Source organism: Rhodococcus sp. 008, from assembly GCF_001682295.1.
GTDB lineage: Bacteria > Actinomycetota > Actinomycetes > Mycobacteriales > Mycobacteriaceae > Rhodococcus_F > Rhodococcus_F qingshengii.
This window is the reverse complement of the sequence record NZ_CP012749.1, coordinates 4,103,517-4,118,294: the sequence shown is the minus strand read 5'-3', so window position 1 is coordinate 4,118,294 and position 14,778 is coordinate 4,103,517. Positions and strand designations below refer to the sequence as shown.

The window sequence follows — 14,778 nt, the reverse complement described above, 5'->3', positions numbered from 1 at the left end:
ACCGAGGTTACTTGCCGGCGCGGGCTGGGGAGCTCGCTGTGCTTACTCGCCCGTCGCCTTGGCGATGATTTCCTTCGAGACGTTCGCGGGAACCTCTGCGTAGGAATCGAACACCATGGAGAAGTTCGCTCGGCCCTGGGTCTTCGACCGCAGGTCACCGATGTAACCGAACATCTCCGAGAGCGGAACCAGCGCCTTCACGACACGGGCACCACTGCGTTCCTCCATGGCCTGGATCTGGCCACGGCGGGAGTTGAGGTCGCCGATCACGTCGCCCATGTACTCCTCGGGCGTTGTGACCTCGACAGCCATGAGCGGCTCGAGAATGACGGGGCCAGCCTTGCGGGCGGCTTCCTTCAGTGCCTGCGAACCGGCAACCTTGAACGCCATTTCCGAGGAGTCGACGTCGTGGTAAGCACCATCGAGCAGCGACAGCTTCAGGTTCACGAGCGGGTAGCCGGCGAGAACACCGTACTGCATCGCGTCCTGCGCACCGGCATCCACGGAGGGGATGTACTCGCGCGGGATACGTCCGCCGGAGACCTTGTTCTCGAACTCGTAGGTAGCACCGTCTTCGCCCACGAAAGGCTCCAGAGCGATGATGACCTTTGCGAACTGGCCCGAGCCACCCGTCTGCTTCTTGTGGGTGTAGTCGTGCTTCTCGACCTTCTTGGTGATGGTCTCGCGGTACGCAACCTGCGGCTTACCGACGTTCGCCTCGACCTTGAACTCGCGACGCATGCGGTCGACGAGGATGTCGAGGTGGAGCTCGCCCATACCGCCGATGACGGTCTGACCGGTCTCTTCGTCGAGCTCGACCGAGAAGGTCGGGTCCTCTTCGGCGAGCTTCTGGATCGCGACGCCCAGCTTTTCCTGGTCGGACTTGGTCTTGGGCTCGATGGAGACCTGGATGACCGGCGCGGGGAACGACATCGACTCGAGGACGATGGGGCTCGCCTGATCGCACAAGGTGTCACCGGTGGTGGTGTCCTTGAGGCCGATCATTGCGTAGATGTGGCCGGCTACGGCCTCGTCTACCGGGTTCTCCTTGTTGGCGTGCATCTGGAAGAGCTTTCCGATGCGCTCCTTCTTGCCCTTGGTTGCGTTGAGCACCTGAGCACCCGGATCGATACGACCCGAGTACACGCGGACGAAGGTCAGCTTGCCGAAGAACGGGTGAGCAGCGATCTTGAAGGCGAGAGCCGAGAACGGCTCGTCCTTGCTCGGCTTGCGAGTGATCTCTACTTCTTCGTCACCGAGCTTGTGGCCGATGACCTCGCCGATGTCCAGCGGGTTCGGAAGGTAGTCGATGACAGCGTCGAGCATGGGCTGAACGCCCTTGTTCTTGAACGCGGAGCCACAGAGAACCGGGTACAGCTCGGAGGCGACCGTCATCTTGCGGATGGCGCCCTTGATCTCCTCGATGGTGAGCTCTTCGCCGCCGAAGTACTTCTCCATGAGAGCTTCGTCGGACTCTGCAACCGTCTCGAGCAGCTTCTCGCGGTACTCGGCAGCCTTCTCGACGAGATCCGCGGGGATCTCCTCGATGGTCGGAGCGGTTCCCGTCGGGACCACGCCGCGCCAGGTGATGGCCTTCATCTCGACCAGGTCGACGACGCCGTCGAAGTCGTCCTCAGCGCCGATGGGCAGCTGGAGAACGAGCGGCTTCGCGCCCAAGCGGTCGATGATGGTCTGGACTGTGAAGTAGAAGTCCGCGCCCATCTTGTCCATCTTGTTGACGAAGCAGATGCGCGGAACGTCGTACTTGGCAGCCTGACGCCAAACCTGCTCGGACTGCGGCTCGACACCCTCTTTACCGTCGAAGACAGCAACTGCGCCGTCGAGCACGCGCAGCGACCGCTCCACCTCGACCGTGAAGTCGACGTGGCCGGGGGTGTCGATGATGTTGATCTGGTTGTTGTTCCAGAAGCAAGTCACGGCGGCAGACGTGATCGTGATGCCGCGTTCCTTCTCCTGCTCCATCCAGTCCGTCGTCGACGCACCGTCGTGCGTCTCACCGATCTTGTAATTGACACCGGTGTAGAACAGGATGCGCTCGGTGGTGGTGGTCTTGCCGGCATCGATGTGCGCCATGATGCCGATGTTGCGGACCTTGTTCAGGTCAGTCAGCACTTCCTGTGCCACAGGTTTCTTCCCCGCTCGTTGCTTGGTTTTCGGGTGTCGGCCTTATCGGTGTGTTCCACCGTCAGGGCCATGGTCTTTCAATTATGTCTCTGCCGAGGCGAACCTGGCCACCTGCGTCCGGAATCCGTCGCGATGATCAGGCCGCCAACGGCGACAAGCGTCGGAGCCCCACCCGATGGCAGTTGCTCCGACGCTTTACATCACCAGCGGTAGTGGGCGAATGCCTTGTTGGCTTCGGCCATCTTGTGAGTGTCTTCGCGACGCTTCACAGCTGCACCGAGGCCATTGCTGGCATCGAGGAGCTCGTTGGCGAGACGCTCGACCATGGTCTTCTCACGACGTGCACGCGAGAAGGTGACCAGCCAGCGCAGTGCCAGCGTGGTGGAACGACCGGGGCGAACCTCGACCGGCACCTGGTAGGTAGCGCCACCGACGCGGCGGCTACGAACCTCGAGTGCAGGCTTGACGTTGTCCAGGGCGCGCTTGAGGGTGACGACCGGATCGGTGCCGGTCTTCTCGCGTGCCTGCTCGAGAGCCTGGTACACGATTCGCTCTGCGGTGGACTTCTTGCCGTCCAGCAGGATCTTGTTGACGAGCTGCGTCACCAACGGGGAACCGTAAACCGGGTCGTTGATGAGCGGGCGCTTCGGAGCGGGGCCCTTACGTGGCATTAGCTCTTCTCCTTCTTGGCGCCGTAGCGGCTGCGTGCCTGCTTGCGACCCTTGACACCCTGGGTGTCGAGGGAGCCGCGGATGATCTTGTAACGGACACCCGGGAGGTCCTTCACACGACCGCCACGGACGAGCACCATGGAGTGCTCCTGAAGGTTGTGACCTTCACCGGGGATGTACGCGGTGACCTCGACCGAAGTCGTGAGGCGAACACGTGCGACCTTACGGAGCGCGGAGTTCGGCTTCTTGGGGGTGGTGGTGTACACGCGAGTGCACACGCCACGACGCTGCGGGCTGCCCTTGAGGGCTGCCGTCTTGACCTTGGCGGTCTTGTCGCGGCGACCCTTGCGGACCAGCTGGTTGATGGTTGGCATTTACCGGCTTTCTTGTGACGAACAGACTGCTCGAGCGAACTCGGGCCGTTCGAAAACGTGGCTGTTCTGAAATTAGGGATCTAGCAGTTGGAGCAAGAGAGCTGCTGCTCCTCACCCACCTCAGAGTCTGTACTCAGCACTTTCATGCCGCGCACTGCCCCCGAGGTCGGGCGTGTCGCATACCCCCACACAGGCAGCCGGATGCTCGTTCATCAGCAGTTTCTGCTCGAACGCGCGCACGGCAATACCTAGCTAGGCACACAGATCGGCCCGGGCATGCCGGACACGACCCATAACGATACCTGTCGGCGCGCCACGAGGTCAAAGCGAGGCCACGGTGATAGTGACCTCACGCTCTGACCAGAGACTCTGGCTGCACACTCAGACCACGCAGCCGGACCGGTCGCGATCAGATGCTGCGGTTCAACGTCAACGCGCCGAGCTTTGCCGCAGCCTCGCACGGATCCGCGCCGCCTTGCGGCTCGGTGACCCACCAACCGAACACTCCCCCGGCCGGTGCGCTCGCGCTCACCCCGCAGCTCTGCGGATCGGCCGGCTGGCGAACCTGGTACCCGCCACTGCCGTTGATGTCGATTTTCGCCACCACGTATCCCAGGTGCTCGAATGCAGCGCGCTCGTGATCGAGGGTGCCCGTCTCGAACCAGTTGAAGGTGATCTTGATCGGACCCGCGGCCCCGATGCCGTCCCAACGGCAGATGGCGCCGAAGAACCCACGCCCGACGGCGTCGGCACCCACCGCGCTGGCGATCTGCTCGTCGGTGACGGCTTCGCATTCTTGGAGGACGTTCGCGAATTCCTGGCTGTCACTACCGCCGTAGCTGCCCTCCGCACGAGGAGTCCCGGTGACCACGGAGCCGCACCCCGTGAGTAGAACCAGCGACCCAGCCAGGGCGAGCCCGATCCTTACGCGCTTCACGGCGCCCTCGAACTTCACTGTGCCCTCGAAACTGTTTTTTCCATCAGATCCCGCGCCACCGTGCATGGATCCGCGGTCGGTGGCAGCAAACCGTAGGTGATCGACCAGTGCACGAAGTCTCCGCCGAACGCGATACCCAACTCGCACAACGAACCTGCCGTGGACGCGATGAAGCCCTGGTGTCCACCGATCGTGATGTCGTCGGCAGGACGTCCGAGCAGGTCGGACCCGGCCCGTTCGCGGCCGATCGGGCTACCGCGGTACCAGGAGAAACTGACGCTCGGGCCGTTCGAACCGGCGACTTCCCACTGGCAACCGACGCCGTTGCGCGTCGTCGTCGCAAAAGCGCCGAGATTGAAGGCGTTGACAACTTCCTCGTCGGTCACCGAGCCGCATTCGGCGAACATCGGACCCGGATCCGTAGGTGCGAGTGCCTGCGAACCCGCACCGTCGCCCGGCTGATCGACGGACCCGTCGCCGGAGCTGCAGCCGACCACGGCCGAGAGCACGGCAGCCGAGACCAATACCGAAGTCCCGATCGAAGTGAGAGTGCGTGCGGCCATGGAGCCGACTGTACTTCTCGGTGGCCCCCGACACACGCCACGTGCGCGTCGAGAGCACCGGCGCCGGCCCCGCCGCTACCGATTCAGGGAGTTGCCACCGGTACCCGAACAAGCGTGGAATCCAATTGCGCCGCCCACTGTTTGACCACCTCGGTGCGTCGGCGCGAGTCGTCTGTCAAGACATCAGCCAGCCCCAGCCCGCGGGCCAGGTCCAGGGTCGCCTGTACCAAGCGGTGCGTCACCGGGTCGGAGTCGTCGACACCCAGACTCTCGACGGCCATGCGGTGCGCGATGCGCCCGAATCGTTCCTCGAGGGGCAGTACGCGGGCACGCAGGTCGGGGTCGGAGGCAGCGGCCGTCCACACCTGCAGTGCTGCTTTGAACAGAGTCCCGGTGTAGTACTCCACCAACCGCGAAATGATCGCCTCGGTTCGTCCGGCACCCACCGGAAGGTCGGTCGATTCCTTTCGTGCCTGATCCATCCGGGCGTCGAACATCACCTCGAGCGCCGCAGTGATGAGGTCCTCGCGGGTCGGGAAGTGATGCTGCATCGCGCCTCTGGACACCCCGGCACGCTGCGCGACGACGCTCATCGTCGTTGCGCTCCACCCGAGTTCGGCGAGACACTCCACAGTCACTTCGAGCAGGTGGGAGCGCGTGACTCGACTTCGGTCCTGCTTGGGCTCTCGAGTCATCGCGCCGCCATCCCTTCTACTTCTGTGTTCCAGCGCTTCTGTGTCCCAGCTGCGCAGTTTCTACTGCGCCCAGGCCGCTGGACGCTTCTGCAAGAAAGACATCATGCCCTCACGAGCCTCGTCAGAGGAAAACAGCCGAGCCGACTGCGCGATCATCTCCTCGCCGTCCCGGTCGAATCCAGCCAGGACCGAACGCGTCGTGATCCACTTCGATTCGGCAAGTCCCTGCGGTGAACATTGGCGCAAGGTGCCGAGCAGTTCGGTGATCGACTCCCCCGTGTCCTGCGACGCGGCGGTGACGAGTCCGATGGATTCGGCCTCGTGCTGGCCGAACTTCTCTCCGGTGAGCAGATAGCGGCTCGCAGATCGCTGGTCGAGCCTCGGCAGGACCGTGAGCGAAATGATGGACGCTGCCAAACCCAACCGTGATTCCGTCACCGCGAAGGTGCTCGCCGGTCCGGCGACGACGATGTCGCACGCCCCGACAAGACCCATGCCTCCGGCCCGGACGTGACCGTCGATCCGCCCGATCACCGGCTTGGGAAGCTCGAGAATGCTGCGCAAGAGTGTCAGCATCCCCCGTCCTCGCTCCTTGACGGCGTCCTCCGGTGATGCGGACGAACCGGAGGCCTCACTCAGATCGGCTCCCGCACAGAATGTTCCACCGGTGTGGGTGAGTACCACCGCTCGAACTGCCGGATCGGCGGCAGCCGCCGTCAACCCAGCCTGCAACTCCGTGACCAACCGCGTCGAAATCGCGTTGCGGTTGTGGGGTGAGTCGAGAGTGATCGTGGCAGCACCGCCCGATACTTCGTACCGTACGTATGGCTTGTCCTGATCCGTCATGAGTCGCCTCTTCCTAGTAGGACCGTGGCAGACCGAGGGAATGCTGTGAGACGAAGTTGAGGATCATCTCGCGGCTCACCGGCGCGACACGGGCGATACGAGCCGCACCGAGCATGGCGGCCAGTCCGTATTCCTTCGTCAGGCCGGCGCCGCCATGCGTCTGGATCGCCTGATCGAGCGCCTTGATGCTGGCTTCAGCGGCGGCGTACTTTGCCATGTTCGCGGCTTCGGCAGCACCGAAATCGTCACCGCTGTCGTAGAGCACCGCGGCCTTCTGCATCATCAGCTTGGCGAGCTCGAGTTCGATCTTCACCTGCGCGAGTGGATGCGAAATACCTTGGTGCGCACCGATCGGCGTCTTCCACACCGTGCGCTCGTTGGCGAACTTCACTGCGGCGTTCAGGGCGTAACGGCCCATGCCGATGGCCATCGACGCACCCAGGATGCGCTCGGGGTTGAGGCCGGCGAACAACTGCATCAAGGCGGCATCGGCTTCGCCGACCAGAGCGTCGGCCGGCAGACGGACGTCGTCGAGGAAGAGGATGAACTGGTGGTCCGGTTCGATGATGTCCATCTCCATCTGCGTCTTCACGAATCCCGGAGAATCCGTGGGGACGATGAACAGAGCGGGCTTGAGCTTGCCCGTCTTGGAGTCCTCGGTCCGCGCAACGACGAGGACCGCGTCAGCCTGATCGACACCCGAGATGTAGATCTTGTTGCCGCTCAGGATCCAGTCGTCGCCATCCCTGCGTGCCGTCGTGGTGATCTGATGAGAGTTGGAACCAGCGTCGGCCTCGGTGATTCCGAACGCCATGATCTTGGAGCCGTCGGCGAGGCTGGGTAGCCACTGCTGCTTCTGCTCCGCCGTGCCGTACTTGCCGATGATGGTGCCGCAGATGGCCGGGGATACGACAACCAGGAGCAGACCGGCACCCTGCGCCGCCAATTCCTCCTGCACCAGCGCGAGTTCGTAGATGCCTGCACCGCCGCCGCCGTATTCCTCCGGCAGGTTGACGCCCAGGAATCCGAGTTTGCCCGCCTCGTTCCACAATTCGGTGAGCGGCTCCCCCTTTCGCGCCTTGGGCAGCACGTAGTCGACGTAGTTGAAGCGCTCACCCAGTTTGGAAACGGATGCCCGCAGTTCCTTCTGCTCTTCGGTCTCGATGAAACTCATCATGCTTCCTCTTCTGTAGCGGGTTCTTCCACACGTGCGAGTACCGATCCGACCTCGACCTGCTGGCCGACGGCGACCGGAAGTTCCACCAGGACACCGGCAGTCGGCGCGGTGACGGTGTGTTCCATCTTCATGGCCTCCAGCCACAGAATCGGCTGGCCGGCGGTGACGGTGTCACCGAGTGCGGCACCGAGGCGGATGACCGATCCCGGCATCGGAGCGAGCAACGAACCGGCGGCGACTTCTGCCGACGGATCCACGAAGCGCGGTGCTGCCGTCAACGCGACGGGTCCGAGCGAGGAGTCGACAAAAATCTCACTCCCGTAGGCCGCAACGTCGAACGAGCGCTGTACTCCGCTCTGCTCGAGCACTACCCGGGTCGCAGTTGCCGATACCAGGCGCACGTCGTCGAAGCCTTCTGCACTCAGCACGCCGCTTCGGCTCAGGGAGTAGCGGACGTCGTAGTCGCCCGACGCAGTGGAATAGCTCTTGCTCTGCGGCTGCGACGGGAGGTTGCGCCACCCGCTGGGCAAGCGGCCGATGACGCGGGCCGACGCCCGGTTGTGCGCGGCATCGGCAAGTGCCGCCGCCAGCGCCGAGAGTTTTTCGGCGTCGGTATCGGCCAAGGGCGTAGACAGCTTCTCGAGGTCGTGAGTCTCGAAGAAGGCAGTGTCGGTGTCTCCGGCAATGAAGGCGGGGTGGGCCAGGACGTTGACGAGCAGGTCGCGGTTGGTGCGCAGCCCGTGAATCCTGGTGCGCGCCAGCGTCGATGCGAGCAGCCGGGCAGCTGCGGTCCGCGTCGGCGCGTACGAGATGACCTTGGCCAACATCGGGTCGTAGTGGACGCCGACAACACTGCCGTCGACGACGCCGGAGTCGAGGCGAACGCCCTGCTCACGCAGAACACTGAATTCTTGCGGGTCACCGGGCAACTCGATGTGGTGGACGGTTCCGCTCTGCGGCTGCCAGTTCTTGGCGGGGTCCTCGGCGTACAGGCGCACTTCGATCGAATGCCCACGGATCTCCGGCTGATCGTCCGGAAGTGCTTCACCTGAAGCGACCTGCAATTGCAGTTCCACCAGATCGAGTCCAGTGGTGCACTCGGTGACCGGATGCTCCACCTGCAAACGCGTGTTCATTTCCAGGAAGAAGAAGTCGCCTTTTTCGTCAGCCAGGAATTCAACGGTTCCTGCCCCCTCGTAACCGATGGCGTTGGCTGCGAGCCGCGAGGCGTCGAACAGCTTGTCGCGCATGGCGGGGATGCGTTGCACGAGCGGCGACGGGGCCTCTTCGACCACCTTCTGATGCCGACGCTGGATCGAGCACTCGCGCTCCCCCACCGCCCACACCGCACCGTGGCGGTCGGCCATGACCTGAACCTCGATGTGCCGACCGGTCTCGAGGTAACGCTCACAGAAGACTGTCGGGTCGCCGAAAGCGGACTGCGCCTCACGCCGCGCCGCTTCCAGTTCGCCGTCCAGCGCCGACAATTCACGAACGACACGCATTCCGCGTCCGCCGCCGCCCGCCGACGCCTTGATCAGCACCGGCAGATGAGCCTCGGTCACCGCGGCGGGATCGAGTTCGGAGAGCACCGGCACTCCGGCGGCGTCCATGATCTTCTTGGACTCGACCTTCGACCCCATGAGCTCGATGGATTCGACGGGCGGGCCGATCCACGTCAGTCCCGCGTCGATGACGCTGCGCGCGAACTCCGCGTTCTCGGAGAGGAATCCGTATCCGGGGTGAATCGCGTCGGCGCCCGAAGCCTTGGCGGCGGCGATGACGAGCTCACCCCGCAAGTAGGTCTCGGCAGGCGTGTTACCCGGCAGGCGAACCGAAGCATCGGCTTCGGCGACGTGCGGGCTGTCGGCATCTGCGTCGGAAAATACCGCGACCGTGCCGATTCCGTTCTTGCGGCAGGTTGCAAAGACACGGCGGGCGATTTCGCCACGATTGGCGACCAGTACTGAAGTGATTGTCACGGCGTGCCTCACATACGGAAGACGCCGAAGTTCTCGGTGCCTTCGATCGGGGCGGTGGCGATGGCCGACAGGCACATTCCCACCACGGTGCGGGTGTCTCGGGGATCGATGACGCCGTCGTCGTACAGACGACCCGACAGGAACATCGGAAGTGACTCGGCCTCGATCTGGTTCTCGATCATCGCGCGCATGCCGGCGTCGGCCTGCTCGTCGAAGACCTGGCCGCGGGCCTCGGCAGCAGCGCGTCCCACGATGGAGATGACGCCGGCGAGCTGCGCACCGCCCATGACGGCGGACTTGGAACTGGGCCACGCAAAGAGGAACCGCGGATCGAACGCGCGTCCGCACATACCGTAGTGACCGGCGCCGTACGACGCTCCGAGCAGGATCGAGATGTGCGGAACCTTGGAGTTGGCAACCGCATTGATCATCATCGATCCGTGCTTGATCATGCCGCCCTCCTCGTATTCCTTACCCACCATGTAGCCGGTGGTGTTGTGCAGGAACAGCAACGGCGTGTTGGAACGATTGGCGAGCTGGATGAACTGCGTGGCCTTCTGTGATTCCTCACTGAAGAGCACTCCACGTGCGTTCGCCAGGATGCCGATCGGGTAGCCGTTCAGCTCGGCCCACCCGGTCACGAGGGAGGAGCCGTAGAGCGGCTTGAACTCGTCGAAGTCGGAGCCGTCGACGATACGGGCGATGACCTCACGCGGATCGAACGGGATCTTCAGGTCGGCCGGAACGATGCCGAGCAACTCTTCCGGATCCTCGAGCGGTTCGATGATCTCCGCGCGCGGCGCCGGCCCCTTCTTGGTCCAGTTGAGCCGCTTGACGATCGAGCGCCCGATGCGGATCGCGTCCTGCTCGTCGGCGGCGAAGTAGTCGGCCAACCCGGACTTGCGAGCGTGCATTTCGGCGCCGCCGAGTGCCTCGTCGTCGGATTCCTCACCGGTGGCCATCTTGACCAGCGGCGGGCCTGCGAGGAACACCTTGGAGCGTTCCTTGATCATCACGACGTGATCGGACATGCCCGGGATGTACGCACCGCCGGCCGTCGAGTTACCGAAGACCAGTGCAATGGTGGGGATTCCGGCTGCGGACAGCTGAGTGAGGTCACGGAACATACGCCCGCCCGGGATGAACACCTCTTTCTGCGTCGGCAAGTCTGCGCCGCCGGACTCTACGAGGGAGATCACAGGGAGGCGGTTCTGCATGGCGATATCGTTGGCCCGGAAACCCTTACGCAGCGTCCACGGATTGCTGGTGCCGCCGCGCACGGTGGGATCGTTGGCGACGATCAGGCATTCGACACCTTCGACGACGCCGATACCGACCACGGTGCTGGCTCCGACCGGGAAGTCACTCCCCCACGCAGCGAGGGGACACAGTTCGAGGAACGGTGAATCCTGATCGAGCAGGAGTTCGATCCGCTCGCGTGCCAGGAGCTTTCCCCGCTTGTGGTGCCGCTCGGTGTACTTCTCGCCGCCACCCGCCAACGCCTTGGCGTGCTCGACCTCGATCTCGGCGAGCTTGGTGTTCATGGTCGATGTTGCGGTCTTGTACACCTCGGAATTGGTGTCCAGTGTTGACCGGATGACACTCATGACTGATACCCCAATCGCTTGGCCGCGAGGCCGGTGAGGATTTCGGTGGTTCCGCCACCGATTCCCAGAATTCGCATGTCCCGGTACTGCCTCTCCACTTCGCTTTCCTGCATGTATCCGAGGCCGCCGAACAGCTGAACAGCTTGGTTCGCAACCCATTCGCCCGTCTCGACTGCCGTGTTCTTCGCAAAGCACACCTCGGCGATCAGATCGCCGTCACCGGCCATGTACCGCTCGATCACCGAGTGCGTGTACACCTTGGCGACGTCGATCTTGCGGGCCATCTCGGTGACGGTGTTCTGGACGGCCTGCCGACTGATCAGGGGGCGACCGAAAGTCTCACGGGCGCGGCACCATTCGAGCGTCAGCTCCAGGCAACGTTCTGCACTGGCATACGCCTGCGCGGCGAGCGCTACCCGCTCGGAGACAAATGCCTGGGCGATCTGCGCGAAGCCGCTGTTCTCTGCACCGACCAGATTCTCCACCGGAACCCGGGCGTCGACAAAGGAGAGTTCCGCGGTATCGGATGCGCGCCAGCCCATCTTCTCGAGTTTGCGCGAGACGGTGAATCCCGGTGTGCCCTTCTCGATCACGAGCAGTGAGACACCACCCGCGCCGGGACCACCGGTGCGCACCGCTGTAACGACGAAGTCCGCTCGAACGCCGGAGGTGATGAACGTCTTGGCGCCGTTCACGACGTAATGATCGCCGTCGCGCTTGGCTGTAGTTGTCAGGTGCCCGACGTCGCTGCCTCCGCCGGGCTCGGTGATGGCGAGCGAGCCGATCTTGTCGCCGCGCAGGGTCGGCTTGACCCACTTCTCGATCTGCGCCTCGTCGCCGGCCGCGATCAGGTGCGGCACCGCGATGCCGCAGGTGAAGAGCGATGCGAACAGCCCGCCCGACGCACCTGCCTGATGCATCTCCTCACAGATCACGATGGAGTCGACGGCGTCGCCGCCCTCACCGCCGGCCGATTCGGGTGCGCTGGCCCCGAGGAGTCCGAGAGCGCCTGCCTTGCGGTGCAATTCGCGCGGAATCTCGCCGTCTCGCTCCCACTGCGTCAGATGCGGCAGAATCTCCTGGTTCACGAATCCGCGTACGGTCTCGCGAAGCGCAAGCCTTTCCGGTGTGGTCCACACGGTCACCGTGAATCCTCTTTCTCGTCAGTTACGGGGAGTAGCGAAATCGGGATGTCGATGTGGCGCGAACGCAGCCATTCACCAATTCCCTTGGCCTGCGGATCGAACCGCGCCTGCGAGGCGACACCCTGACCGAGAATTCCCTCGATCACGAAGTTGACGGCACGAAGGTGCGGAAGCTGGTAGCGAGTGACGTTCAGGTCTGCTGCTTCCGGTAGCAGTTCCTTGAGCATCTCGACGGTCAGTGTGTGCGCCAACCACTTCCACTGATCGTCCGTGCGAACCCAGACGCCGACGTTGGCATTTCCGCCCTTGTCGCCGCTACGGGCACCGGCGATCGTGCCGAGTGGTACTGAAAGCGACGTCTGTGGCGGCAACGGCTCCGGACGCTCCGGTTCGCCGACGGGTTCGAGGTCCTGCGTCAACGTGGACGGAGCGATGTCCACGCGCGTGCCGTCCGGCAGTACGGCCACGTGCGGCACCGATCCCGCGTCGACGTAGCCGGGGGTGAACACTCCGTACGGTTGGCCGTTGCTCGGCGGAGCCGTCAGCGAGAAGCCGGGGTAGCTGGCAAGTGCCATTTCCACCGCAACCGCGGAGAAAGGGCGACCGATCACCTTGGGGTCGGAATCGCGAACCACGCAGCGCAGCAACGCACTCGCGGTTTCCTCGGTGTCGGAATCCGGATGATCCGTGCGAGCGAGAGTCCAGACCAGTTCGGCGGGCTTCTTCGTCAGCCAGGATTCGAGCTGAGTCTTCGCCAGATCGGCCTTGGCCTCGATGTCGAGACCCGTGAGGATGAAGGTGGCCTCGTTACGGAACCCGGCCAGCGTGTTCAGGGAGACCTTGTACTGCGGCGGCGGAGCCTCGCCCGTGACGCCGCTGATCAACACCCGGTCCGGGCCTTCCTGGGTGAGCACTGCGTTGTCGATGCGGGTCGTCACGTCCGGGCCTGCATAGCGTCCACCGGTGATCTCGTACAGCAGCTGCGCCGTCACCGTGCCGACGCTCACCTCGCCGTCCGTTCCGGCGTGCTTGGTGATGACCGAGGTTCCGTCCGCGTTGATCTCGGCGATCGGGAAGCCAGGCCGGCCCAGATTGGGAATCTCTGTGAAGAACGCGTAGTTGCCGCCGGTGGCCTGGGTTCCGCACTCGATGACGTGGCCCGCCGCGACAGCACCGGCAAGCTGATCGAAATCATCTCGCTTCCAACCGAAATGGTGAGCGGCCGGACCGACGATCACCGACGCATCGGTGACCCGTCCGGTGACCACGACATCGGCGTCGGCCGACAATGCTTCGACGATGCCCCAGGCGCCGAGGTACGCATTGGCCGTCAGTGGGGAGCCGAGTCCGAGTTCGTCTGCCCGAGAGATCAAATCGTCGCCCTCGACGTGGGCGATCTTCGCGTTCAACCCCAGCTTGGTGTTGACCTCGCGCAACGCGTCGGCCAGTCCGGCGGGATTGAGACCGCCTGCATTCGCGACGATCTTCACCCCCTTGTCGAGCGCAAGGCCGAGCGTGTCCTCCACCTGCCGCAGGAACGTCTTCGCGTAGCCGAGCGACGGGTCCTTCATCCGATCCCGCCCGAGGATCAACATCGTCAGTTCGGCCAGGTAGTCGCCGGTCAGGTAGTCGAGTTCGCCGCCCTCGAGCATCTCGCGCATCGCCGAGACGCGGTCGCCGTAGAACCCGGAGCAGTTACCGATCCGTACCGAACTCATTTGCCCACCTTCGATGCTCGTCCCTCACCGCTGGATCCGACGGCGGCTCGTCCCTCACCGCTGGGTCCGGCAAAGGCCTGCGCGAACCCGAGCCACTCGTCCGCGTCGGCACCCACGGCGACCAGATCGAGATCGGCGCGATTGGCGCGCTGGGTGACCAGCAAGCAGAAGTCCAACGCCGGCCCGGTAACCTTCTGCGGCGCATCTTCCGGCCCCCAGGTCCAGAGCGACCCGTCCGGCGCGGTCAACTCAACCCGGAAATCGTCGGCGGGCGGCGTCTTCTCGTTGACCGAGTACGCGAAGTTTCGCGTCCGCACACCCAGGTGAGCGATGTTCTTGATGCGCGCCGTCGGAGCGCGTTCGACGCCGAGTGCGTCGGCAACGTCCTGCCCGTGCGCCCACGTCTCCATCAGTCGCGCGGTAGCCATGGAGACACCGCCCATGGGCGGGCCGTACCAGGGGAACTTGGTTCCGGCCAGGGCGGCGGTGAGCGCCTCGACGAGAGCGGTGCGCCCCGCTCGCCAATCGGCGAGCAACTCCGCCGGCTGGCGGGCCGCCTGTTCGGCAGCACCGTCGTCGACAAACCCTGCCGGGTTCACGAACGCCGCCTTCAACTGCTCCGCGAACCCGTCCGGGTCGGTGATCGCCAGGATCGCTGCACTGTCCGTCCAGTGCAGGTGCCCGATCTGATGTGCGATGGTCCACCCTTCCGCAGGCGTCATTGTCGCCCACTTCTCCTCGGGCAGATCCGCAACCAGGGCGTCGAGGCTCTCGCCTTCGGCCCGCAAGTCATCGATGAACGTCTGAAGTTCGGCCATGCGACCAGCATCACACTCACATCCATAAAAATCAAGCACGAATGATTGTTATTGCGAAATCCTGTGGTGAGAGACTGAGCTCAACTGCCATCGACAACCA

13 protein-coding genes are annotated in these 14,778 nt (G+C 64.0%); all 13 read right to left on the bottom strand.

The window, feature by feature from the left end; translation table 11 throughout:
• Positions 1 to 42: 42 nt before the first annotated feature.
• A complete protein-coding gene (gene fusA, locus AOT96_RS19280) occupies positions 43 to 2,145 on the bottom strand; it encodes an elongation factor G (protein WP_007728394.1) in 2,103 nt (700 codons plus the stop codon).
• Positions 2,146 to 2,345: 200 nt separating this feature from the next.
• Positions 2,346 to 2,816 carry a 30S ribosomal protein S7 gene (rpsG, locus tag AOT96_RS19275; RefSeq protein WP_003941856.1) on the bottom strand — a complete coding sequence of 157 codons (471 nt, stop codon included), beginning with the start codon at positions 2,814 to 2,816 and terminating at the stop codon, positions 2,346 to 2,348.
• Positions 2,816 to 3,190: a 30S ribosomal protein S12 gene (gene rpsL / locus AOT96_RS19270; RefSeq protein ID WP_003941908.1), complete on the bottom strand. Its 375-nt coding sequence runs from the start codon at positions 3,188 to 3,190 to the stop codon at positions 2,816 to 2,818. The genes rpsG and rpsL overlap by 1 nt, the downstream gene beginning before the upstream one ends.
• 409 nt (positions 3,191 to 3,599) lie before the next feature.
• Entirely contained in the window at positions 3,600 to 4,145 is a 546-nt protein-coding gene (locus AOT96_RS19265; protein WP_054187811.1) for a DUF3558 domain-containing protein, read from the bottom strand.
• Complete coding sequence (locus AOT96_RS19260) at positions 4,142 to 4,690, bottom strand: DUF3558 domain-containing protein (protein ID WP_003941874.1); 549 nt, start codon at positions 4,688 to 4,690, stop codon at positions 4,142 to 4,144. Before AOT96_RS19260 ends, AOT96_RS19265 begins: the two co-directional genes overlap by 4 nt.
• An 83-nt stretch (positions 4,691 to 4,773) precedes the next feature.
• Complete coding sequence (locus tag AOT96_RS19255) at positions 4,774 to 5,385, bottom strand: TetR/AcrR family transcriptional regulator (protein WP_003942008.1); 612 nt, start codon at positions 5,383 to 5,385, stop codon at positions 4,774 to 4,776.
• A gap of 60 nt (positions 5,386 to 5,445) precedes the next feature.
• On the bottom strand, positions 5,446 to 6,231 hold the full coding sequence (locus AOT96_RS19250) for an enoyl-CoA hydratase family protein (RefSeq protein WP_047268915.1): 786 nt from the start codon (positions 6,229 to 6,231) through the stop codon (positions 5,446 to 5,448).
• 13 nt (positions 6,232 to 6,244) lie between these two features.
• A complete protein-coding gene (locus AOT96_RS19245; protein WP_003942033.1) occupies positions 6,245 to 7,405 on the bottom strand; it encodes an acyl-CoA dehydrogenase family protein in 1,161 nt (386 codons plus the stop codon).
• Entirely contained in the window at positions 7,405 to 9,390 is a 1,986-nt protein-coding gene (locus AOT96_RS19240; protein ID WP_054187846.1) for an acetyl/propionyl/methylcrotonyl-CoA carboxylase subunit alpha, read from the bottom strand. Before AOT96_RS19240 ends, AOT96_RS19245 begins: the two co-directional genes overlap by 1 nt.
• A gap of 8 nt (positions 9,391 to 9,398) precedes the next feature.
• Positions 9,399 to 10,997: an acyl-CoA carboxylase subunit beta gene (locus AOT96_RS19235; RefSeq protein WP_003941989.1), complete on the bottom strand. Its 1,599-nt coding sequence runs from the start codon at positions 10,995 to 10,997 to the stop codon at positions 9,399 to 9,401.
• Positions 10,994 to 12,142, bottom strand: coding sequence for an acyl-CoA dehydrogenase family protein (locus tag AOT96_RS19230; RefSeq protein ID WP_007728404.1), 1,149 nt, complete (start codon positions 12,140 to 12,142; stop codon positions 10,994 to 10,996). Before AOT96_RS19230 ends, AOT96_RS19235 begins: the two co-directional genes overlap by 4 nt.
• Complete coding sequence (locus AOT96_RS19225) at positions 12,139 to 13,860, bottom strand: acyclic terpene utilization AtuA family protein (protein WP_047268913.1); 1,722 nt, start codon at positions 13,858 to 13,860, stop codon at positions 12,139 to 12,141. The genes AOT96_RS19230 and AOT96_RS19225 overlap by 4 nt, the downstream gene beginning before the upstream one ends.
• Positions 13,857 to 14,678, bottom strand: a complete 822-nt coding sequence (locus AOT96_RS19220) for a TIGR03084 family metal-binding protein (protein ID WP_054187813.1) — start codon at positions 14,676 to 14,678, stop codon at positions 13,857 to 13,859. The genes AOT96_RS19225 and AOT96_RS19220 overlap by 4 nt, the downstream gene beginning before the upstream one ends.
• Positions 14,679 to 14,778: the final 100 nt, after the last annotated feature.

Bases quoted from the DNA above. Each gene is read 5' to 3' on its own strand.
- rpsG (WP_003941856.1), bottom strand. From the start codon at position 2,816: ATGCCACGTAAGGGCCCCGCTCCGAAGCGCCCGCTCATCAACGACCCG.
- rpsL (WP_003941908.1), bottom strand. From the start codon at position 3,190: ATGCCAACCATCAACCAGCTGGTCCGCAAGGGTCGCCGCGACAAGACC.
- AOT96_RS19255 (WP_003942008.1), bottom strand. From the start codon at position 5,385: ATGACTCGAGAGCCCAAGCAGGACCGAAGTCGAGTCACGCGCTCCCAC.
- AOT96_RS19225 (WP_047268913.1), bottom strand. From the start codon at position 13,860: ATGAGTTCGGTACGGATCGGTAACTGCTCCGGGTTCTACGGCGACCGC.
- AOT96_RS19250 (WP_047268915.1), bottom strand. From the start codon at position 6,231: ATGACGGATCAGGACAAGCCATACGTACGGTACGAAGTATCGGGCGGT.
- AOT96_RS19220 (WP_054187813.1), bottom strand. From the start codon at position 14,678: ATGGCCGAACTTCAGACGTTCATCGATGACTTGCGGGCCGAAGGCGAG.
- AOT96_RS19245 (WP_003942033.1), bottom strand. From the start codon at position 7,405: ATGAGTTTCATCGAGACCGAAGAGCAGAAGGAACTGCGGGCATCCGTT.
- AOT96_RS19235 (WP_003941989.1), bottom strand. From the start codon at position 10,997: ATGAGTGTCATCCGGTCAACACTGGACACCAATTCCGAGGTGTACAAG.
- AOT96_RS19260 (WP_003941874.1), bottom strand. From the start codon at position 4,690: ATGGCCGCACGCACTCTCACTTCGATCGGGACTTCGGTATTGGTCTCG.